The 20,019-nt window shown below is 61.8% G+C and carries 20 protein-coding genes and 8 tRNA genes; 25 read left to right on the plus strand and 3 right to left on the minus strand.

Features of this window, described 5'->3' with window-relative positions; all coding sequences use genetic code 11:
• The first annotated feature begins 8 nt into the window (after positions 1-8).
• The 18 genes from uvrC (at position 9) to HNO82_RS00495 (ending at position 13,413) form a co-directional block, all read left to right on the plus strand.
• On the plus strand, positions 9-1,874 hold the full coding sequence (gene uvrC, locus HNO82_RS00410) for an excinuclease ABC subunit UvrC (protein WP_008327990.1): 1,866 nt from the start codon (positions 9-11) through the stop codon (positions 1,872-1,874).
• Positions 1,875-1,997: 123 nt separating this feature from the next.
• Positions 1,998-2,597, plus strand: a complete 600-nt coding sequence (gene pgsA, locus HNO82_RS00415; protein ID WP_175342404.1) for a CDP-diacylglycerol--glycerol-3-phosphate 3-phosphatidyltransferase — start codon at positions 1,998-2,000, stop codon at positions 2,595-2,597.
• 58 nt (positions 2,598-2,655) lie between these two features.
• Positions 2,656-2,731 (plus strand) — tRNA-Gly (locus tag HNO82_RS00420).
• Between the two features lie 152 nt (positions 2,732-2,883).
• Positions 2,884-2,957 (plus strand) — tRNA-Cys (locus HNO82_RS00425).
• A gap of 11 nt (positions 2,958-2,968) precedes the next feature.
• A tRNA-Gly gene (locus tag HNO82_RS00430) sits at positions 2,969-3,044 on the plus strand.
• A 53-nt stretch (positions 3,045-3,097) separates the two neighbouring features.
• Positions 3,098-3,173: transfer RNA gene (locus HNO82_RS00435), tRNA-Gly, on the plus strand.
• Between the two features lie 53 nt (positions 3,174-3,226).
• Positions 3,227-3,302: transfer RNA gene (locus tag HNO82_RS00440), tRNA-Gly, on the plus strand.
• 308 nt (positions 3,303-3,610) lie between these two features.
• Positions 3,611-4,585 carry a chemotaxis protein gene (locus HNO82_RS00445; RefSeq protein WP_008327994.1) on the plus strand — a complete coding sequence of 325 codons (975 nt, stop codon included), beginning with the start codon at positions 3,611-3,613 and terminating at the stop codon, positions 4,583-4,585.
• A 166-nt stretch (positions 4,586-4,751) separates the two neighbouring features.
• Positions 4,752-5,786: a nicotinate-nucleotide--dimethylbenzimidazole phosphoribosyltransferase gene (gene cobT, locus HNO82_RS00450; RefSeq protein ID WP_175342405.1), complete on the plus strand. Its 1,035-nt coding sequence runs from the start codon at positions 4,752-4,754 to the stop codon at positions 5,784-5,786.
• On the plus strand, positions 5,779-6,609 hold the full coding sequence (locus HNO82_RS00455) for an adenosylcobinamide-GDP ribazoletransferase (RefSeq protein WP_175342406.1): 831 nt from the start codon (positions 5,779-5,781) through the stop codon (positions 6,607-6,609). The genes cobT and HNO82_RS00455 overlap by 8 nt, the downstream gene beginning before the upstream one ends.
• 3 nt (positions 6,610-6,612) lie before the next feature.
• The gene (locus tag HNO82_RS00460) at positions 6,613-7,242 is read left to right on the plus strand and encodes a histidine phosphatase family protein (RefSeq protein WP_175342407.1); all 630 of its coding nucleotides are present in this window, start codon (positions 6,613-6,615) and stop codon (positions 7,240-7,242) included.
• A gap of 167 nt (positions 7,243-7,409) precedes the next feature.
• Positions 7,410-7,793: a response regulator gene (locus tag HNO82_RS00465; RefSeq protein ID WP_008327999.1), complete on the plus strand. Its 384-nt coding sequence runs from the start codon at positions 7,410-7,412 to the stop codon at positions 7,791-7,793.
• Positions 7,790-8,413 (plus strand): chemotaxis protein CheC, encoded by a 624-nt coding sequence (locus tag HNO82_RS00470; RefSeq protein ID WP_175342408.1) that lies wholly within the window; start codon positions 7,790-7,792, stop codon positions 8,411-8,413. The genes HNO82_RS00465 and HNO82_RS00470 overlap by 4 nt, the downstream gene beginning before the upstream one ends.
• Positions 8,410-9,366, plus strand: coding sequence for a sensor domain-containing diguanylate cyclase (locus HNO82_RS00475; protein WP_175342409.1), 957 nt, complete (start codon positions 8,410-8,412; stop codon positions 9,364-9,366). The genes HNO82_RS00470 and HNO82_RS00475 overlap by 4 nt, the downstream gene beginning before the upstream one ends.
• Before the next feature lie 305 nt (positions 9,367-9,671).
• Positions 9,672-10,085, plus strand: a complete 414-nt coding sequence (locus HNO82_RS00480) for a hypothetical protein (protein WP_249776895.1) — start codon at positions 9,672-9,674, stop codon at positions 10,083-10,085.
• Between the two features lie 150 nt (positions 10,086-10,235).
• Complete coding sequence (gene htpX / locus HNO82_RS00485) at positions 10,236-11,114, plus strand: protease HtpX (protein ID WP_008328006.1); 879 nt, start codon at positions 10,236-10,238, stop codon at positions 11,112-11,114.
• 202 nt (positions 11,115-11,316) lie between these two features.
• Complete coding sequence (ybaL, locus tag HNO82_RS00490) at positions 11,317-12,957, plus strand: YbaL family putative K(+) efflux transporter (RefSeq protein WP_008328008.1); 1,641 nt, start codon at positions 11,317-11,319, stop codon at positions 12,955-12,957.
• Between the two features lie 126 nt (positions 12,958-13,083).
• Positions 13,084-13,413 carry a hypothetical protein gene (locus HNO82_RS00495; RefSeq protein ID WP_175342411.1) on the plus strand — a complete coding sequence of 110 codons (330 nt, stop codon included), beginning with the start codon at positions 13,084-13,086 and terminating at the stop codon, positions 13,411-13,413.
• Positions 13,414-13,503: 90 nt separating this feature from the next.
• On the opposite strand, the gene HNO82_RS00500 is transcribed toward HNO82_RS00495, so the two are convergent.
• On the minus strand, positions 13,504-14,064 hold the full coding sequence (locus HNO82_RS00500; RefSeq protein ID WP_034350206.1) for a DUF2242 domain-containing protein: 561 nt from the start codon (positions 14,062-14,064) through the stop codon (positions 13,504-13,506).
• A 328-nt stretch (positions 14,065-14,392) separates the two neighbouring features.
• On the opposite strand from HNO82_RS00500, the gene HNO82_RS00505 reads away from it, so the two are divergent.
• Positions 14,393-14,566 carry a hypothetical protein gene (locus HNO82_RS00505; RefSeq protein WP_237713527.1) on the plus strand — a complete coding sequence of 58 codons (174 nt, stop codon included), beginning with the start codon at positions 14,393-14,395 and terminating at the stop codon, positions 14,564-14,566.
• Positions 14,567-14,634: 68 nt separating this feature from the next.
• Here HNO82_RS00505 and HNO82_RS00510 read toward each other — a convergent pair.
• Together HNO82_RS00510 and HNO82_RS00515 are read right to left on the minus strand one after the other, a co-directional pair.
• Positions 14,635-14,727 (minus strand) — tRNA-Leu (locus HNO82_RS00510).
• Positions 14,728-14,789: 62 nt separating this feature from the next.
• A complete protein-coding gene (locus HNO82_RS00515) occupies positions 14,790-14,951 on the minus strand; it encodes a hypothetical protein (RefSeq protein WP_157174202.1) in 162 nt (53 codons plus the stop codon).
• 16 nt (positions 14,952-14,967) lie between these two features.
• Between HNO82_RS00515 and HNO82_RS00520 the strand changes: the two genes are divergently transcribed.
• From HNO82_RS00520 to HNO82_RS00545, 6 genes are all read left to right on the plus strand, one after another.
• Entirely contained in the window at positions 14,968-15,834 is an 867-nt protein-coding gene (locus HNO82_RS00520) for an alpha/beta fold hydrolase (RefSeq protein ID WP_008328013.1), read from the plus strand.
• A gap of 81 nt (positions 15,835-15,915) precedes the next feature.
• Entirely contained in the window at positions 15,916-16,266 is a 351-nt protein-coding gene (locus HNO82_RS00525; RefSeq protein WP_008328017.1) for a RidA family protein, read from the plus strand.
• Positions 16,267-16,272: 6 nt separating this feature from the next.
• Positions 16,273-18,525, plus strand: a complete 2,253-nt coding sequence (locus HNO82_RS00530) for a RelA/SpoT family protein (RefSeq protein WP_175342412.1) — start codon at positions 16,273-16,275, stop codon at positions 18,523-18,525.
• A gap of 149 nt (positions 18,526-18,674) precedes the next feature.
• Positions 18,675-18,751, plus strand: a tRNA-Val gene (locus HNO82_RS00535).
• Positions 18,752-18,854: 103 nt separating this feature from the next.
• Positions 18,855-18,931, plus strand: a tRNA-Val gene (locus HNO82_RS00540).
• Positions 18,932-19,249: 318 nt separating this feature from the next.
• Complete coding sequence (locus HNO82_RS00545) at positions 19,250-19,657, plus strand: response regulator (protein WP_008328027.1); 408 nt, start codon at positions 19,250-19,252, stop codon at positions 19,655-19,657.
• Positions 19,658-20,019: the final 362 nt, after the last annotated feature.

Here is a 20,019-nt window from a genome sequence, read left to right on the forward strand (position 1 = left end):
ATTCGTTCATGTCCGACATTCCTGCTTCCCCGCTCCCCGATCCGCGCGAGGTCGTGCTGGAGACGGTCGCCCGGCTGCCACACCTGCCGGGCGTGTATCGCTATTTCGACGCCGAAGACAACGTGCTCTACGTGGGCAAGGCGCGCGACCTCAAGAAGCGTGTTTCCAGCTATTTCCAGAAGACCCTGACCAGCCCGCGCATCGCCATGATGGTCGAGCGCATCGCCCGGCTGGAAACCACGGTCACCCGCAGCGAAGCCGAAGCGCTGCTGCTGGAAAACAATCTCATCAAGACGCTGCGTCCGCGCTTCAACATCCTCTTTCGCGACGACAAGTCCTACCCCTACCTGAAGATCACCGGCCATGCCTTCCCGCGCATGGCCTACTATCGTGGTGCGGTGGACAAGCGCAACCAGTACTTCGGTCCTTTCCCCAATGCCGGGGCGGTGAAGGAATCGATCCAGATCCTGCAGAAGGTATTCCTGCTGCGCACCTGCGAAGACACTGTCTTCACCAATCGTACGCGGCCCTGCCTGCTGCACCAGATCCATCGCTGCAGCGGCCCCTGCGTGAATCTGGTCAGCCGCGAGGATTACGCGCTCGATGTGGAGAACGCCTCCAAGTTCCTGCGTGGCCGCCAGAGCGAAGTCATGGAAGCGCTGGAGCAGAAGATGCACGCCTTCGCCGCCGACCTCAAGTTCGAGCAGGCCGCCGCCGTGCGCGACCAGATCGGCTCGCTCTCCAGCGTGCTGCACCAGCAGAGCATGGAGACGGTGAGCGACGCCGACATCGACATCATCGCCGTGGTGGTGCAGGGGGGGCGCGCCTGTGTGAACCTGGCGATGGTACGCGGCGGCCGACATCTGGGCGACCGCGCCTATTTCCCCACGCATGTGGACGATGCGATGGACACCGCCGAGGACAGCATCGAGGTCGAAGTCCTGAAAGCCTTCCTGGCCCAGCACTACATCGACAAGTTCATTCCCGGCTCGCTCATCGTCGGCACCGAATTCGATGATCCGGCGTTGATGATGGCCCTGATGGAGCAGTGCGGCCATCGCATCACGCTGACCTTCCAGCCGCAGGGCCAGCGTCGCCAATGGCTGGAGATGGCCACCAAAGGCGCCGGGATCGCACTGGCGCGGCTGCTCTCCGAACAGGGCTCGCAACAGGCACGCACCCGCGCACTGGCCGAGGTGCTGGAGCTGGAACGCGAAGACCTGGACGAACTGCGCGCCGAATGCTTCGACATCAGCCACACCCAAGGTGAAGCCACGCAAGCCTCGTGCGTGGTGTTCCATCACCATGCGATGCAGAACGGCGAATACCGTCGCTACAACATCAACGACATCACGCCCGGCGATGACTACGCTGCCATGCGTCAGGTGCTCACGCGGCGCTATGAAAAGGTCGCCAATGGCGAGGGCGTGATGCCGGACATCGTGCTCATCGACGGTGGCAAAGGACAGGTGGAAATGGCCCGCCAGGTGCTGACCGAGCTGGGCCTGGACATCAGCCTTATCGTCGGCGTGGCCAAGGGGGAGGGGCGCAAGGTGGGACTGGAAACCCTGGTCTTCGCCGATGGTCGCGCTCCCAAGGAGCTGGGCAAGGAATCTGCCGCGCTGATGCTGATCGCACAGATCCGCGACGAGGCGCACCGGTTTGCCATCACCGGCATGCGTGCCAAGCGCGCCAAGGCGCGCCAGACGTCGCGTCTGGAAGAGATCGAGGGCATCGGTGCCAAGCGCCGCCAGCGCCTGCTGGTGCGCTTTGGCGGTCTGCGCGGGGTGGTCGATGCCAGCGTGGATGACCTGGCTTCGGTAGAAGGTATCTCGCGCCAGCTGGCCGAGGAAATCTACCGGCAACTGCATTGAATGACGTGCATCCGTCACTGCGTCGATGCGCGCGCTGACGTAAAGGCGGGCGCAGCAGGGGATGACTCTGCTACTATTCGGTAAATTTTTTTTCGTGTACGCCGCTCCAACCCTCCTAGACGTATGCCTTTCAATATTCCGATTCTGCTGACCTGGTTGCGGGTGGCACTCATTCCTCTGGTCGTCGGGGTCTACTACCTGCCCGAGATCGGCCTGAACCGTTACGAACAGGGCATTGCCGCCACGGCCATCTTCGTGGTGGCCGCCGCGACCGACTGGTTCGATGGTTTCCTGGCGCGCCGCTGGAACCAGACCTCCGCCTTCGGCGCCTTCCTCGATCCGGTGGCCGACAAGCTCATGGTCACTGGCGCCTTGCTGGTGCTGGTCCATCTGGACCGCGTGCATCCGGTGATCGCCTTCATCATCATCGGTCGCGAGATTGCCATCTCGGCGCTGCGCGAATGGATGGCGCAGATCGGCGCCTCCAAGTCGGTGGCGGTCAGTTCGCTGGGCAAGATCAAGACCACTGCGCAAATGATCGCCATCCCCATGCTGCTGTACTACGACAGCCTGTTCGGCTTCATCGATACCCGTCTGTGGGGTAGCCTGCTGCTGCTGGTGGCGGCGGTGCTGACGGTGTGGTCGATGCTGTACTACCTGCGTCGCGCCATGCCCATGATCAAGGAAGCCGATGCCAGCCACAGGAAAAAAATAATTAAATAATTAAGATCGATAGTTGACAAATACCAACGCCGCCTTATAATAGCGTTCTGTTTTCGATGCGGGAGTAGCTCAGTTGGTAGAGCGATACCTTGCCAAGGTATAGGTCGAGAGTTCGAGACTCTTCTCCCGCTCCAGGTTACTTGGAAAAAAGGAAGCCTAACAAAGCTTCCTTTTTTTATTGTGATAGGTGAGCGAGCATTGAAAATTTGGCGGCGACGCAAGTCGAGAAAAGTCAAAAAAGATGTTTGCAAACAACACGTGTTTTAGGTAGTATGCGTGTCCCCAAGGCGGGGTAGCAAAGTGGTTATGCAGCGGCCTGCAAAGCCGTCTACGCCGGTTCGATCCCGACCCCCGCCTCCAAAACGCTCCATGCGGGAGTAGCTCAGTTGGTAGAGCGATACCTTGCCAAGGTATAGGTCGAGAGTTCGAGACTCTTCTCCCGCTCCAGATTCAAGGCAGGCAGCTTCGGCTTCCTGCAGCAGTAAAGTGTAAGTTCCCATGCGGGAGTAGCTCAGTTGGTAGAGCGATACCTTGCCAAGGTATAGGTCGAGAGTTCGAGACTCTTCTCCCGCTCCAGTTTCAAACCAGACCGCTTCGGCAGTCTGTTGCAGTCGATGTAAAAGTCCCATGCGGGAGTAGCTCAGTTGGTAGAGCGATACCTTGCCAAGGTATAGGTCGAGAGTTCGAGACTCTTCTCCCGCTCCAAATTGAAAGAGGAAGCCTTCGGGCTTCCTCTTTTCATTTCGGCACCCCATTCCATTGTGCTGTACCCCTGTCATTGCCCCGTACTCTTGCACAGCCTTGAGCGCACCATCCGGGCACTGCCTCGATCAGGCGAAACGCAGCGTCTTCCCTGCGGCGGGCAAGCGTGGTATTTCGGCATGTGGTCCATTGCCCAAGGTCAAAAATGTCGGCTATCAGTGATTGCCTGATTGCCACGGCCATCTTTCCCCACTACATTGCTGAGGCAGGGTTTGCCTGTCTAAATTATTTGTATCCGGGGGGGAAGGGGCATGGACAATTTTCAAAAAGAGATTGATGAAAGAACCAATCTCACCGCATCCAACAAATTCGAGCTGTTGTTGTTCCGTCTGGGGGCGGATCCTCACGGCGAGCGTTCCGAGCTGTTCGGCATCAACGTTTTCAAGATCCGTGAAATCGTTCCCATGCCGCCGGTGACCAAGGCGGCGGGCACGCAATCGCCGATGCTGGGCATGGTCAACATCCGCGGCCAGATCATTTCGGTGATCGACCTGCCGGCGGTGGTGGGCTGTGTACCCAAGACCGGACTGAACATCCTGCTGGTCACCGAATATGCGCGCAGTACCCAGGCCTTTGCAGTCGAATCGGTGGACGAGATCGTGCGCCTGGAATGGAGTCAGGTCCTGTCAGCCGAAACCAGTAGCGGTGGTGCCTTCGTCACCAGCATCGCGCGCCTGGATCAGGACAAGGACACCAGTCGCCTGGCCCAGGTGCTGGACGTGGAGCAGATCCTGCATGAGATCATGCCCAGCGACCGCGACATGAAGATGGAGCAGCTGGCAAAGAGCACCGGCCACGGCCTGCGCCCCGGCGCTGTGGCCATCGCTGCCGATGACTCCAAGGTGGCGCGCTCGCTCATCGAGCAGGGCCTGCGGGCCATGGAAATCCCGTTCGAGATGCACGTCACCGGCAAGGACGCCTGGGAAAAGATACAAAAGCTGGCCAGGGAAGCACGCGCCGAGGGCAAGCCGATTGCCGACAAGATCTCCTTCGTACTGACCGACCTGGAAATGCCGGAAATGGATGGTTTCACGCTCACGCGCAACATCAAGCGCGAGGATTTCCTGAAGAACATCCCCGTCATCATCCACTCTTCGCTCTCCGGTTCGGCCAACGAGGACCACGTCAAGAGCGTGGGGGGCGATGCCTATGTCGCCAAGTTCGAAGCCAACGAACTGGCCTCGACCATCTTCGGCGTACTCGACAAGGCCGCTGCCAGGGCCTGAAGCGGGGCGGCTGCGATCACCGGCAAGAAAGGGAGCCAAGGGAGCCAAGGGAGCCAAGGGAGCCTGCGGGCTCCCTTTCTTGTGGCCGCCGTGCCGCAGGCAGCGGCGATCTCGTATACTGACGCTCCCTTGATCCTGCCGCGCCCCGCGCGCCGAGCGTCCTTACATGCAGATTCCCGCCATTGCCTCTCCCTTCGATGCCACCCTGGCGTGCCGTCTGGAGGCGCGCATCAATGACAAGACCAAACCCCTGGGCAGCCTCGGTGCGCTGGAACGCCTGGCACGCCAGATCGGCCTGATCCAGGGTAGCGATCATCCCGTGCTGCGCCAGAGCGCCATCGTGGTGTGCGCCGGCGACCACGGCGTGACTGCGGAGGGTATCTCGGCCTATCCGCAAAGCGTGACCTGGCAGATGGTCGAGAACTTCCTTGCCGGTGGCGCGGCGATCAATGTCTTTGCACGTCAGAACGAATGCGCGCTCTACATCGTCGATACCGGCGTCAATCACGATTTCGGCGTGCGCGACGGCCTGCTTGATCGCAAGATCGCGCCCGGTACCGCCAACTTCTGCCAGTCCCCCGCCATGACGGCGCAGCAATGCGCCTCTGCGCTGCAGGCCGGGATGCAGTTTGCCGAGGCGCTGCAAACGGATGTGCTGGGCTTCGGGGAAATGGGGATCGGCAATACCACTGCGGCGGCCGCGCTGATGGCTGCCTTTACCTCTGTGCCGGTGCAAGAATGCGTAGGGGCCGGTACCGGCCTGGATGCCCGGGGTATCGCCCGCAAGGCCGATGCCGTCACCCGTGCGCTGCACCTGCATGGCCGGGCGAGCGCACCGCTGGAACGTCTGGCGGCACTGGGCGGTTTCGAGATCGCCTTCATGACCGGCGCCATGCTCGCTGCTGCACGGCGGCGCAAGGTGTTGCTCATCGACGGCTTCATCGTGAGCTCGGCGCTGCTGGTGGCGGCCGCCTTGCAGCCGGCGGTGTTGGAGTACTGCGTGTTCTCGCATTGCTCCGACGAAGCCGGCCACCGCCGCATGCTGCAGTACCTGGGCGCCACGCCGCTCATGCAGCTGGACCTGCGCCTGGGCGAGGGCACCGGTGCCGCCCTGGCCTTGCCGCTGCTGCGTGCTGCGGTCAATTTCCTGGAACGCATGGCGACCTTTTCCTCGGCCAGCGTCAGCGAAAAGCATGTCTGAAAAAGAGTTCACCTCATCGCCACCACCGCACAGCACAGGGCTGCTGTACCAGCTGCGTCTGTTCTTCACGGCGCTGCAATTCTTCACACGGCTCCCTATCCCGCGCTGGGTGGGCTTTCAGCCGCACTGGCTGCAGCATGCCACGCGCTACTTCCCGCTGGTCGGCTGGATCGTGGCCTGGGCCTGCGCCCTGGTGTATCTGCTGGCGGCGCAGCTCTGGCCGCAGCCGGTGGCAGTGCTGCTGTCCACCGTCGCCGGTATCTGGCTCACCGGAGCGTTCCATGAGGACGGCTTCGCCGATGTCTGCGATGGCCTCGGCGGTGCGGTCAGCCGTGAGCGTGCGCTGGAGATCATGCGCGATTCGCGCCTGGGCAGTTATGGCGTGATCGGCATCATCGCGCTGTTGCTGACCAAGCTGGCGGCCTTGCAGGCGCTGCTGCCGTTGCAGGTGCTGGCGGTATTGGGCATGGCGCATCCGCTGTCACGCTGGTTGGCCACCTGCCTGATCTGGCGTATGGATTACGTGCGGGAAGAGGGCAAGGTCAAGCCACTGGCGCAGCAGATGCGTCATGGTGAATTTCTGCTGGCGACCGTGTTTGCGGTGCTGCCGGTGATGGGCGTGATCGTGCTGGGCATGATGTCCTGGCAACGCATCGTTGCCGGTGTGCTGCTGGCGGTGATGGCGGCAGCCTGGCTGGCCTGGCGATTCCAGCGGCGCCTGGGGGGCTATACCGGAGACGGCCTGGGCGCGGTCCAGCAATTGAGTGAAACGGCCTTTTATCTGGGCGCGCTGGCCACGCTGCCGTCCTGGTGGCGTGCCTGATCCATGCAGCTGCATTTGATTCGCCACCCTCAGCCGCAGCTGGACAAGCGCACCTGCTATGGGCGCAGCGACATCGCCGTCGCTCCCGACGCGCTGGCGCAGAGCGTGGCACAACTGCTGCCTCAGGTGCGGGCCCTGCCGCGCGACTGGCCCTGGGTCAGCAGCCCGCTGCAGCGCTGTGCGCGCCTGGCACAGGCACTGGCTACGGCAGTCGGGCAGCCTGCCCCGAGGCTGGATTCGCGCCTGCAGGAAATGGATTTCGGCCAGTGGGAGCTGCGCCTCTGGGACGATATTCCCTGGGCTGAAGTGGAGGCATGGAATGCCGACCTTGCCGGCTACCCGCCCGGCGGTGGCGAGACCTTGACCGCCGTTGCGCAGCGCATGTGGGCAGCCTTCAATGACCTGCTGGCGACATCGGCCGACGGCGCCGTTGTGGTCTGTCACGCCGGCACCGTCCGCATGCTGCACGCCTGTGTCGCATGGCGTGCAGAGCAGGGCGCGGCTACCCGGCCCGATGCAGACGCTTTCCGGGAGATCGCCCTGCACGCCGCAGCCCATCGCGGCGAGATTGCCCATGCCCGCCTGCTTGCGCTGGACGCCTGCGCCACCTCCACCTCCACCTCCACCCGCTAGGGGCCACGAGGCAGAGGCCTCCAGGTCTTTTTTCATGCTTTTCATGATGCAGATTGCTTCGTATCAGGAATTCCCTCATACGAAGCATGTTGCTTTTGATTTATCATTTTTAACAAATGACAACATGTCAGCATTTTTCAGATTTTTGATGTTCAAGGTGAATCAAGATGGCAAGCAATGACAGCGGCAAGACCCTCCTCATCGTCGATGACAGCAAGGTGTCGCGCATGGTGATCAAGGCCAATGTCCTGGCCGTGCATCCTGACTGGCAGGTGATGGAAGCGGGAACGGGCGAGGAGGCCATCGCCCTGGTGCAGCAACGGGTGCCCGACTACTGCACGATGGACATCAACATGCCCGGCATGCTCGGCACCGATGCGGCTGCCCATATCCTGCAAGCGCATCCGGCGGTGCGCATCGCGATCTTCTCGGCCAATATCCAGGAAGCAGTGCAGACCCGCGCCCAGCAGCTGGGCGCCCTGTTCGTGGCCAAGCCGGTCACGGAAAAATCGATCGGCCAGGCGCTGCAGCATTTCCGGGGCCAGTCGTGAGCATTCTCAACGAAATCGAGCGCGACGCTCTCACCGAGATCTTCAACGTCGGTGCCGGACGGGCGGCACAGAGCCTGTCCGAAATCGTCGGCGACGAGGTGCGGCTGTCGGTCCCCTCGGTGGAAGTGCTGCGTACCGGAGCCATCGACGAACGGGTGCTGCCGCGCTCGCGCGGACGCTTTGCCACGGTGAGCCAGAACTTCGATGGCCCCTTCGATGCGGAGGCGGTACTGCTCTTTACCGAGGATCGTGCGCTGTCCATCGTGCGCGACATGATGGGCTCGCAGATGAGCCTGGAGGATCTGGCCGAGTTCGAGCGCGAAGCCATGTGCGAGCTGGGCAACATCATCCTCAATGCCTGCCTCTCGGCCATGGCCGACATGCTGGAGATCACGCTCAACAGCGCCTTGCCGCAATACCTGGTGTCGTCCTCCGAGGACATCTCGATGCGTCTGGCCGGCGCGCAGGGCGAGGACAGCTTCGTGCTGGTGCTGCACATCGATCTGGTGATCGAGAAGCACCAGACCGATGGTCACCTCATCTTCCTGCTCAGTTCCACCTCGCTGCACGCATTGGTGGGGCACGTGCAGCGCTACCTGGGCAAGATCGGTCTGGCATGAGCACTGCCGTGGTACCGCGCTTCAGCGCCGAGGAGGTGCTCGATCAGCTCCACGGCGGCTTGATCATGCTCGATGCCGGACTGCACATCCTGCTCTGGAACGCCTGGGTGGCGCGCCATAGCCGCGTATCGACGCAACAGGCACTGGGTGCGCGTCTGGACCAGGTGTTCGCGGAGCGCATCTCGCCGGCGCTGCTGCGGGCCGTCGACAGCACCCTGGGCTATGGCTTGCCGGCGGTGCTCTCCAGCGCCCTGCATCGGGCACCGCTGCCGCTCTACCCGGATCATGTCACCACCGCCACACCGGCGCGCATGGTGCAATCGGTGGTGCTCACTGCGCTGGATAACGCACGAGGAGAACGCCTGTGCCTGGTCCAGATCAGCGACGCCAGCAACTCCGTGCGCCGCGAGAAGATGCTGCAGTCGCACTCCGACGTGCTCAAGCGCCAGGTCGGCACCGACGGTCTGACGGGCATTCACAATCGCCGCCATTTCGATGAACACTACGCCCGGACCTTGCAGCGCATGGGGCAGGCGGGCGGGACCTTGTCGCTGTTCATGGTGGATGTCGATTTCTTCAAACAGTACAACGATCATTACGGTCATGGACCTGGCGACCAGGTGCTCAAGCGCGTGGCGGCCGCCTTGCAGGGTCAGTTGCAGCGCCCGGGCGATCTGCTGGCGCGTTACGGAGGGGAAGAATTCATCCTGCTCATGGAAGGCCTGTCGCCCGGCCAGGCGGCCGAGGTGGGCGAATCGCTGCGCCAGACCGTACATGCGCTGGCCGAGCCGCATGCCAAGTCTCTGGTGGCGCACCGTGTAACCATCAGCATCGGGGTGTGCACCCGTCTGGTACAAAGCGACGCGGATGGACGCCTGCTCATGGCGGCCGCCGATGCGGCGCTCTACCGCGCCAAGCTGGGTGGCCGCAACAAGGTAGTGGCCGCCGATTGAGCCCGTCGGCGGGCAGGTACTGAGGAAATTTCTTCACTTTTGTGTAAAACAAGAGCAATTTATAGGAAACCCTTGCTGAGCAAGCATGTCAGAAACAGTCGGCGTGCTTATCAACAGGCTTGTTCACAGCTTTTGTGGATAACTTGCCGTATGGCTTGGTTTCCGGGGGGAACCGGCTGGCAGGGCGGGGCGGCGATTTTGCGTATAATGCGCATCCGTTCATGCTGACAAGAGCCTGGCGAACGGGGGGCGGATGCTGCCGGGCGATGCACCTTGTTTTTACTTTTTCCTTCACGATGGGTTTGATGCGCCGACTGCTGCTCCTGCTGCTGACTCTGCTGATACCGCTGCAATTGCTGGCAGCCACGGGAGAGCCACAGCTGCGTGAACAGTTGCGCGAGCAGTTGCAGGTATCGCTTCCCGCAGCATCGCAGGGGGGCGGACATGTCGGCGAACAGGTCTGTCCGGCGGCGGCTGCCAGTTCCTGGCACGCTGCGGCAGATCTCCTTGGTGCCGCTATCGCACCGGCCGATGAACTTCCGTCCGGTACCGACGACGATGACCAGCCCACCGCTCAGGGCGAGCTGGAAGATCCGGCCTTGCCGGCGCCCATCGCCACGCCCGGACTGCACTGGTTTCCGTTTCCCCACGCCTTTGCGGCAAGCCTGAACTGGTCGTCCTACCTGCACGACCAGTTGCGCCCTCCTCCATTGGCCTGAGCCTTCCCTGGTGCGCCACTGCCGCAGGGCAGGACGCAGACGCGGCGGCACCCTTGTACGCCATCGCGCCATTTCCATCATTGCTTCCCATTGTCTGACCCGCCGTGCCGCCGGACGTGCACGGCACCTTTTCGTTCACCAGGAAAAACCATGAAACGCATTGTTCTGTTCCTCGTCACCAACCTGGCCGTGATGCTGGTCTTGAGCTTCACCGCCAGTCTGCTCGGTGTGAACCGCTACCTCACAGCCAACGGTCTCAACTTCGGCATGCTGCTGGTGTTTTGCGGCCTGATGGGGTTTGGCGGTTCCTTCATTTCGCTGTTCATGTCCAAGACCATCGCCAAGTGGTCCACCGGCGCGCGCGTGATCGAGCAGCCGCAGAATTCCACCGAGCTGTGGCTGCTGCAGACTGTCCAGACCCTGGCCACCCGCGCCCAGCTGCCCATGCCGGAAGTGGCGGTCTATGACGGCCCGCCCAATGCCTTTGCCACCGGCGCCAGCAAGAGCAATTCGCTGGTGGCGGTGTCCACCGGCCTGCTGCAAGGCATGACCAAGGAAGAAGTGGAAGCCGTGCTGGCCCATGAAGTGGCCCACATCGCCAACGGCGACATGGTCACGCTGACCCTGATCCAGGGCGTGGTCAATACCTTCGTGATGTTCTTCGCGCGCATCGTCGGCTACTTCGTCGACTCTTTTTTGCGCCGCAACAACGAAGAGAACAGCGGCCCCGGCATCGGCTACATGGTGACCGTGTTCGTCTGTGAAATCGTCTTCGGCATCCTGGCCAGCATCATCGTCATGTACTTCTCGCGCCAGCGCGAATACCGCGCCGACGCCGGTGCCGCAGCCCTGATGGGCAGCAAGGTGCCGATGATGAACGCGCTGCGCCGCCTGGGTGGCCTGCAGTCCGATGGCCTGCCGCAGAACCTGCAGGCCTCCGGCATTTCCGGCCGTGAGTCGTGGCTGGGCCTGTTCTCCAGCCACCCGCCGCTGGAGTCGCGCATCGCCGCCCTGCAGGCTGCACGTTGATGCCATGCTGGCGGAGCGCACCGCGCCAAGTGCGGCCCGCCAGCGGCGGCGCCTGCGTGGCTGTCATGCCCGCGTATTCATGCGCGTGTTAGTCTTTGTGAAGCTTCCTGCCTGAGTTTGCGCGCAGGCAGGAAGCCGTCCGGCAGCCAGTGACACAGTCATCTCCAACAAATTCATCCACCTTAGAAAGGAATCCTGACTGATGCCCCATCACACTCCCCTGATCGCCACCATTGTCGCCGGCCTGGTCCTGGCCTTCATCTTCGGGACCCTGGCCCATCGTCTGAAGATGCCGCCCCTGATCGGCTATCTGGTAGCCGGTATCGCCATCGGCCCCTTCACGCCCGGCTTCGTGGGCGACGCCGACCTGGCCCAGGAACTGGCCGAGATCGGGGTGATTCTGCTGATGTTCGGCGTCGGTCTGCACTTTTCCCTGAAGGACCTGCTGTCGGTCAAGAACATCGCCATTCCAGGTGCAGTGGCGCAGATCGCCATCGCCACCTTGCTCGGCATGGGCCTGGGCTGGCTGCTGGGCTGGCCGTTCGGTGAGGGCTTCCTGTTTGGCCTGGCGCTGTCGGTGGCCAGTACCGTGGTGCTGTTGAAGGCGCTGCAGGAACGTCGCCTGGTCGAAACCCAGCGCGGCCGCATTGCCGTGGGCTGGCTGATCGTCGAGGATATCGCCATGGTGCTGGCGCTGGTGCTCATTCCTGCGCTCTCCGGCATCCTGGGGGGCAAGGGCGAGGCGCTTTCCGGCAACGCCGTGCTGCTGACCCTGGGGCTGACGCTGGGCAAGGTGGTGGCCTTCGTGGCGGTGATGCTCATCGTCGGACGTCGCGTCATTCCGTGGATTCTGGAACGCATCGCCGATACCGGCTCGCGTGAACTGTTCCGCCTGGCCGTGCTGGCCATTGCACTGGGCTTTGCGCTGGGATCGGCTTACGTGTTTGGCGTGTCCTTTGCACTGGGCGCCTTCTTTGCCGGCATGATCCTCTCCGAATCCGAACTGAGCCACCGCGCCGCCGAAGAATCGCTGCCCCTGCGTGATGCCTTCTCGGTGCTGTTTTTCGTCTCCGTGGGCATGCTGTTCGATCCCTCGATCCTGGTGCGCGAGCCCCTGCTGGTGCTGGCGACGGTGCTCATCATCGTGGTCGGCAAGTCGGCCGCCGCCTGGCTGATCGTGCGCGCATTCGGTCACCCGAATTCGACGGCGCTGACCATTTCGGCCAGCCTGGCGCAGATTGGTGAATTTTCTTTCATCCTGGCCACACTCGGCCTGTCGCTGGACCTGCTCTCGCCGATGGCGCGCGATCTGATCCTCGGGGGCGCCATCCTGTCGATCCTGATCAATCCGCTGCTGTTCTCGCTGCTGGACCGCTACGAGGCGCGCCAGGCCGAGCCCGCCGACGTGCAGGACGTGCCGCCCACGGTCGATCTGCAAGATCACGTGGTGCTGGTCGGTTATGGCCGCGTCGGTCGGGGGATCGGTGAGCAGTTGCGTGCGCAGGGCAAGCCCTTCGTGGTGATCGAGGCGCAGCGTGAGCATCTCGATGCACTGCGCCAGGATGGCGTGCCGGCGCTGTACGGCAATGCCGCCCAGAGCGAACTGTTGCAGGCCGCCGCCGTGGAGCGGGCGCGCTGGCTGCTGGTGGCGATTCCCGAAGTCTTCGAAGCCGGCCAGGTGATCGAGAATGCACTGGAACTCAATGCCGCACTGAAGGTGGTGGCGCGCGCCCACTCCGATGCCGAGATCGAACACCTGGAAAAGCATGGCGCCCAGCACGTCATCATGGGCGAGCGCGAGATCGCGCGAGGCATGCTGGACTCGGTAGGGCAGGGGATCTAAGCATTCTTCACATTGCGCTTAACGTTTGTGAAGCATTTGCTTACAACCCTTACGGCTTTCGCCTAGAGTTGTCAGGAATCGGCGGATATAGTCACGCTACGTCATTCAGAACAACGAGGAGCTATCGTGAAAAAGTCGATTTCCCTGATGGCCGGCATGGCTGTGTTTGCTGCGCTTGCCGGTCTGTCCGCAGCACCGGCCATGGCCGGACATGTGTCCATCGGCGTCAATATCGGCGTGCCCGCTTACGTGGCTCCGCAGCCTGTGTACGTGCAGCCGGCGCCCGTGTACGCGCCACCGCCGGTGTATGTGCGCCCGGCACCGGTCTACGTGCGTCCGGCACCGGTTTATTACGCACCGGCGCCGGTGTATGTGGAGCGTGGCTACCCTCGTGGCCATCACCGCCACTGGCACCGTCCGCCGCCGCCCCCGGGCTACGGCTACTGGGGGCGTTGATTCCCGGGCAGCAGGCAAGAAAAATGGCGGCTTCGGCCGCCATTTTTGCGTTCATCCCGGCACCGATGGCGTGCCGGAGCGGCTGATGCCTTATTTCTTGGCGGGCGCGGTGTCGTCATCGACATCCACCAGCAGATAGCGTTCGGCCGCCCCGAAGAAGCGGTCATAGAAATCCGGCGAGCGGATGGTTTCGCTGGAGACGCGCACCATCGAATCATCGCTGGCGGCGAAGGGCATCGAGACCGAGCCCAGTACGCTCACACCCAGGCTGGCCGAGCTGTTGCTCTTCTTGATACCGTAGCCATCCTGGGTGGCGCTGGCGAACATGGTCGAGCTCTTGCCGTTGCCATTGGAGGCGCAGACCACGTGGAAGGCGATTTCCATGTGCTTGTCGCTGGCCGGTTGGAAGCTCTTGTTGCCATCCAGAGTGTTGTCGGAAGACTTGCTGATCACATAGCCCTGGCCCAGCAGTGCGCGCCGGGCCGCTTCGCAGACCGCTTTCTCGCTGCCGGGGAAGCTGCGCGAGAAGGCGCTGGTATCGCTGAATTCCTCCTGATGATAGAAGGCGGTCTTGCCAGTGGTGCAGGCGGTCAGGCCCAGAGTGGCGGTGGTGATGACGAGAAACGGGATAGAAAAGCGCAGGCGCGGCATGCAGCGGATCTCCAGCAACGGTGAAGGGTGGCGTGAATTGTAAAGGATTCACGAAGCGCAGGGTTTGGGCGGATGGTAAAGATCGGTAACAGATGACCTATCACCTGATGAGAACAGCAAACGAAGACACGCGCAGGTCATCATCAGGAAGGTAAAATCACTTGTCGAATTGCCTGACTGAAAGTAATGTTAGGCCAACTAAGGGAGTGGTCTTCCATCGGGACGATCATGAATCTGCCGGGGATGCCTGGCAAATTCGCAACCGGCCTCGTCAAGGAACATGGATAAAAATCAGAAAGCGGAATTGGAGCGCATCCAGCGAGAGTTGGTGGACGCACACAATAAGGCTGCGTGGCAGATGGCCGCGACCATCATCAAGGCTTCGCTGGTCAAGAACGGCATGGACCAGCCGCCCACACCGGCCGAACTGGCCGCGCTCAACGCCACCATTACCAATCTGCGGAGTGTGGCCGAGGATGCCTTGGAGTTGCTCAAGCGCTGAGTCACTCGGCTCGTCCAGGAAACTCGCCTGCGGTGGTCTGAGCCTGAAGAAGAATGATTGGCGGTGTCTGGTGCCTGAGGCCGGGGTCGAACCGGCACGCCCCCTTCCGGGTAAGCGGCGGATTTTAAGTCCGCTGTGTCTACCAATTTCACCACTCAGGCATGAGGGATGCCGGCGAGGGCCGCCGGAAAAGGGACGCATTATAGCAGCGACTTGTGCTGCATCATTTGTTTTTTCCTGCGGAAAATTCTGAATTTTTCTTGAAGCGGCAACAGCGATGTCCGATCGCCTGTTTGCACTGGCCAGACAGCATTCCCTCCTGTTCCGGCTTGCCATTTCCAGCCGACAAGCTGTCCTGAAAGGGTAGAATGACGGCTTCGTTCATCTGGAAAGCCCTCACCATGACTGAAGCCGTAGTCAAGACAGTGCAGTGCATTTCTCCCGCCGGCCTGCACACCATGGCCTACAAGGAGTGGGGCGATGCGCGCAATCCCAATGTACTGGTGTGCGTGCATGGCGTCACCCGGGTCTCCGACGATTTCGACCGCATGGCGCGCGAGCTGTGCGATACCTACCGGGTGATCTGCCCCGATGTGGTCGGACGCGGTCGTTCCGGGCGGCTGGCCAATCCGCAGTTCTATACCGTGCCGCAGTACGTGAGCGACATGGTGACCCTGCTGGCGCGCGCCGACGCCGAGATCGTCGACTGGTTCGGCACCTCCATGGGCGGTCTGATCGGCATGGGCCTGGCCTCGCTGCCGGGCAACCCCATCCGCCGCCTGGTGCTCAACGACATCGGTCCGTCCATCAACGGTGCCGCGCTGGCGCGTATCGGCGACTACATCGGCCAGGACGTGCGCTTCGATACCTTCGAGGAAGCCGCCCAGTATATCCGGACCATTTCGGCCAGCTTCGGTCAGCACAGTGATGAAGAATGGCACAAGCTGGCCAAGGACGTGCTGCGCCAGAATGAAGAGGGCAAGTGGGTGCGCCACTACGACCTGGGTCTGGCGGTCCCCTTCAAGCTGACCACGCCGCAAGCCGCCACGGCGGCCGAGCAGATGCTGTGGGCGGCCTATGACGCCATCGCCTGTCCGACCCTGCTGGTACGCGGCGCCCAGTCCGACCTGCTGCTGCCGGAAGTGGCGCAGGAGATGACGCGTCGCGGCCCCAAGGCCAAGCTGGTGGAGTTGCCCGATGTGGGCCACGCACCAACCTTCATGCACGCCCCGCAGATCGAGGTGGCGCGGCAGTTCCTGCTGGGCTGAGCCGTCGCCCCGCACGCATCGCATCCATTTTTGTCATTGCCGGCGCCGTCGGGCGCCGGGTTTTACTACGAAGGAAATTTCATGTCCGTACAACGTCTGCACGTCGGCAAGCGTCTCTCCGAAGTCGCCATCCACAACGGTACCGTCTACCTGGCCGGCCAGATCGCCGAAGACGCCACCCAGAACATCGAAGGCCAGACCCGCGAAGTGCTGGGCCATATCGATCGTCTGCTGGCCGAGGCCGGCAGCGACAAGACCAAGATCCTTTCGTGCCAGATCTTCCTGTCCGATGTGAAGGATTTTGCCGGCATGAACGCGGTCTGGGATGAGTGGGTCGCGCCCGGCAACGCGCCGCCGCGCGCCACTGTTGAAGCCAAGCTGGCCCGTCCCGAACTGCTGGTGGAAATCATCATCGTCGCGGCCCAGAAGTAAGCAGGTATGGTTTCGGTAGCAAGTACCCAGGGCGAGGGCCTGGCAGCCATTACCGCCGGTCTCGGCCCTGACGATGTCGCGCGGGTCGAGCAGGCACTGGCCGAACTCGAGCCGCTCTATGCCGACAGGCAGATCCTGTCCGGGCAGAATGCGCTGCAGTTCGCCGTCTCGGTAGCCACCGTGCTCACTGCGCTTAACGTCGATGCCGCCACCCGCATCGCCGGCCTGGCTTTCGAGGCGCAGATGCTGCATCCCGAGCTGGACGAAAAGCTGGAAGAACGCTTCGGCAAGGAAATTGCCGAGCTGGTGGGCAATGTGCGCCAGTTGATGCGCTTTCACAGCCTGAGCTTCCAGCCCCAGCACCAGGAAGTCCTGCGCGGCAAGAACGCCGCCCAGCAGGCCGCCGCCCAGGTCGAAACCTTGCGCAAGATGCTGCTGGCCATGGCCACCGACATGCGCGCGGTGCTGGTGCGCCTGGCCTCGCGCGTGGCGACCTTGCGCTACTTTGCCGAGACCAAGCAAGAGAACGAAGCCAGCGCGCAGTACGCACGCCAGACCTTTGACCTCTACGCGCCGCTGGCCAACCGGCTGGGCATCTGGCAGTTGAAGTGGGAGCTGGAAGACCTGTCATTCCGCTTCCTGGAGCCGGCGACCTACAAGCGCATCGCCAGGATGCTGGAAGAAAAGCGCCTGGAGCGCGAAGCCTTCGTCGCCAACGCGATTGCGCGCCTGCGCGCCGAGATGGCGGCGCAGGACATCCGCGCCGAAGTCAGCGGGCGACCCAAGCACATCTACAGCATCTGGAACAAGATGCGCGGCAAGTCCATCGATTTTTCCGAGCTCTATGATGTGCGCGCCTTCCGTGTCATCGTCGACGATGTGAAGACTTGCTATTCGGTGCTGGGCATCGTGCACAACATCTGGACGCCGATTCCGGAAGAGTTCGATGACTACATCTCGCGTCCCAAGCAGAACGGCTACCAGTCGCTGCACACGGTAGTCATGGCCGAGGATGGCCGGGCGCTGGAAGTGCAGATCCGTACGCACGAGATGCACCACTTCGCCGAATACGGGGTGGCGGCGCACTGGCGCTACAAGGAAAGCGGTGGATCGAATTTCTCGGCGCAGAAATATGACGAGAAAATCGCCTGGCTGCGTCAGCTGCTGGCCTGGAAGAATGAAGTCACCGATGCCGTGGTGGATCAGGAAGAAGTCCGTCGCGACTGGGTGCAGAAGCTCAAGTCGGCCACGCTGGACGAGCGCATCTACGTGCTCACGCCGCAGGCGCGGGTGATCGAACTGCCCAGCGGCGCCACGCCCATCGACTTTGCCTATCACCTGCACAGCGACGTCGGCCACCGCTGCCGCGGCGCGCGGGTGGATGGTGTGATGGTGCCGCTGAACACCCCCCTCAAGAACGGCCAGACGGTGGAAATCATCACCGCCAAGAGTGGCGCTGGCGTGGGTCCTTCGCGCGACTGGCTGGGTGCCGGCTATGCCGCCAGTTCGCGTACGCGCTCCAAGATTCGCGCCTGGTTCAATGCCATCGAGCAGCAGGAAACCTTGTCGGTAGGCCGTGGCCTGCTGGAAAAGACCTTGCAGCGCGAAGGCAAGACCGCCGTCAATCTCGAAGAGCTGGCGCAGAAGCTGGGTTTCGACAAGGTCGATGATCTCTGCCTGGCGCTGGCCAAGGAAGAATTCAGCCTGCGGCACGTCGAGCAGGCGCTGCACGAAGGCGAGGAAAAGAAGCCGGAGATCGACGACGAAGCCCTGATCACCCGCAAGAGCCGCGCCTCCAGCATCGTCCAGGGCGCCAAGTCGGGGGTGCTGGTGGTGGGGACCGATGGTCTGCTGACCCAGCTGGCCCGCTGCTGCAAGCCGGCCCCGCCGGATGTGATCGCTGGTTTCGTCACACGTGGCAAGGGCGTTTCCATCCATCGGGTCAATTGCAAGAATTTCGCCGAGATGAGCCTGCATGCGCCCGAGCGCGTCATCCAGACCACCTGGGGGGCACCGGCGCGCGATACGGTGTATCCGGTCGATATCTTCGTGCTGGCCAGTGATCGCCAGGGTCTGCTGCGGGATATCTCGGATATCTTCCTGCGCGACAAGATCAATGTGATCGGGGTCAGTACGCAAAGCGTGAAGGGCCATGCACGCATGGCCTTCACCGCCGAGATCGGGTCGACCGAGCAGTTGCAGAAGGCCTTGACGGTCATTCGCGAGGTCAAGGGCGTGATCGAGGCCAAGCGGCAGTAGTTCGCCGGGCAGCAGGAATGGCGAGAGGATGGCGGGGAGGGTGGCCGGATGCTTGGTGAAACAGGCGGACTATTTTTAATTTTTTATCATTTTCATCATTTACCCCTTGGCAAATTTTGAAAAGCCTCCTATACTCTCGCTTCTTCGTTAGGCGCGTAGCTCAGCTGGTTAGAGCACTACCTTGACATGGTAGGGGTCGTTGGTTCGAGTCCAATCGTGCCTACCAATTCTTCCGGTTCCGTTCGGGATGGTGGGGTTGGGCGAAGCAAAGAAAAGGAGGCGCGTTCTCGGCTTCCTTTTTTGTTTTATCAAGTTCTGTAATCTTCGATAGGCGCGTAGCTCAGCTGGTTAGAGCACTACCTTGACATGGTAGGGGTCGTTGGTTCGAGTCCAATCGTGCCTACCAATTCGTTTGCTTCCTGATGGAGCAAGAGGGTTGGGTGAAGCAAACCGCAGAAATTCACAAAAGGAAGCGCATTGGCGGCTTCCTTTTTGTTTTTCTGCGCCGGCTTTTTCATTGTTTCATTTCTTCCCGTTCCTTCCGTTGCTCTTGCCGCCGCCCCATGGCGTTGCTGCGGGTCAAATGCCGCCGCAAAAATGCGCCCTGACTGAAGCAATGGGGCAGATGTTTCGCGGAAGCATCTCAAAATGCTTTACACTTGCGTCGAATTTTTTCGGCAGCAACATCTCCAATCCTCATTTTTACGGTTCAGCGAATTTTCCTATGGCAGCAGATGATCAGTATTTCCTCGTGGTTGACGACTTTTCGACGATGCGTCGCATTGTCAGTGGCCTGCTGAAGGAGCTTGAGTACACCAAGATGGTGGAAGCCGATGATGGCTCTTCGGCACTGAAAATCCTGGAGGCGGGCGCCTTGCCGGTGACCTTCGTGCTGACCGACTGGAACATGCCGGGCATGGATGGCTTGACCCTGCTCAAGAAGATCCGCGCCACGCCCTCGCTGGCGCATCTGCCGGTGTTGATGATCACGGCCGAGGCCAAGAAGGAAAACATCGTCGTGGCCGCACAGTCGGGTGCTGATGGCTATATCGTCAAGCCCTTTACGGCCGCTACCCTGAAAGAAAAGATCGAGAAGATCCTGGCACGGCGTGCCTCGATGGCAAATGCCTGAGGAGTGGGCGAGTCCGCTTGCTTGAGCTTGGCTGCGGCATGCCCGGATGCCGTTTCGGTTTTTGGCGTTGGACTTCATCTCGATGTTGCTCGAAGTGAAGAAGCTTGTTGATCATCGCTGTTTGCGCCTGGCACGTTGGCCTGACAGCGCCGCGTAGTCCGGGATGCAGGATGGTGCTGTACGGGACGCCTGCCGATGTTCGGGCAAAGTTTGCTATAATGCGGGCCTTCGGTCTGGTCTGTCCTTGCTGGCAGCGATCCCGAGACTGCATACCCCTCATCTGTAAGAGCGAGAAAGGCAAACCGGTTATGACACCGCGAACTACCACCGAGGTTTTCACGCGACGCTAGTCGGGTTCTTTT

It is taken from the genome of Herbaspirillum sp. C9C3 (assembly GCF_013359625.1).
Classification (GTDB): Bacteria; Pseudomonadota; Gammaproteobacteria; order Burkholderiales; family Burkholderiaceae_D; genus Herbaspirillum.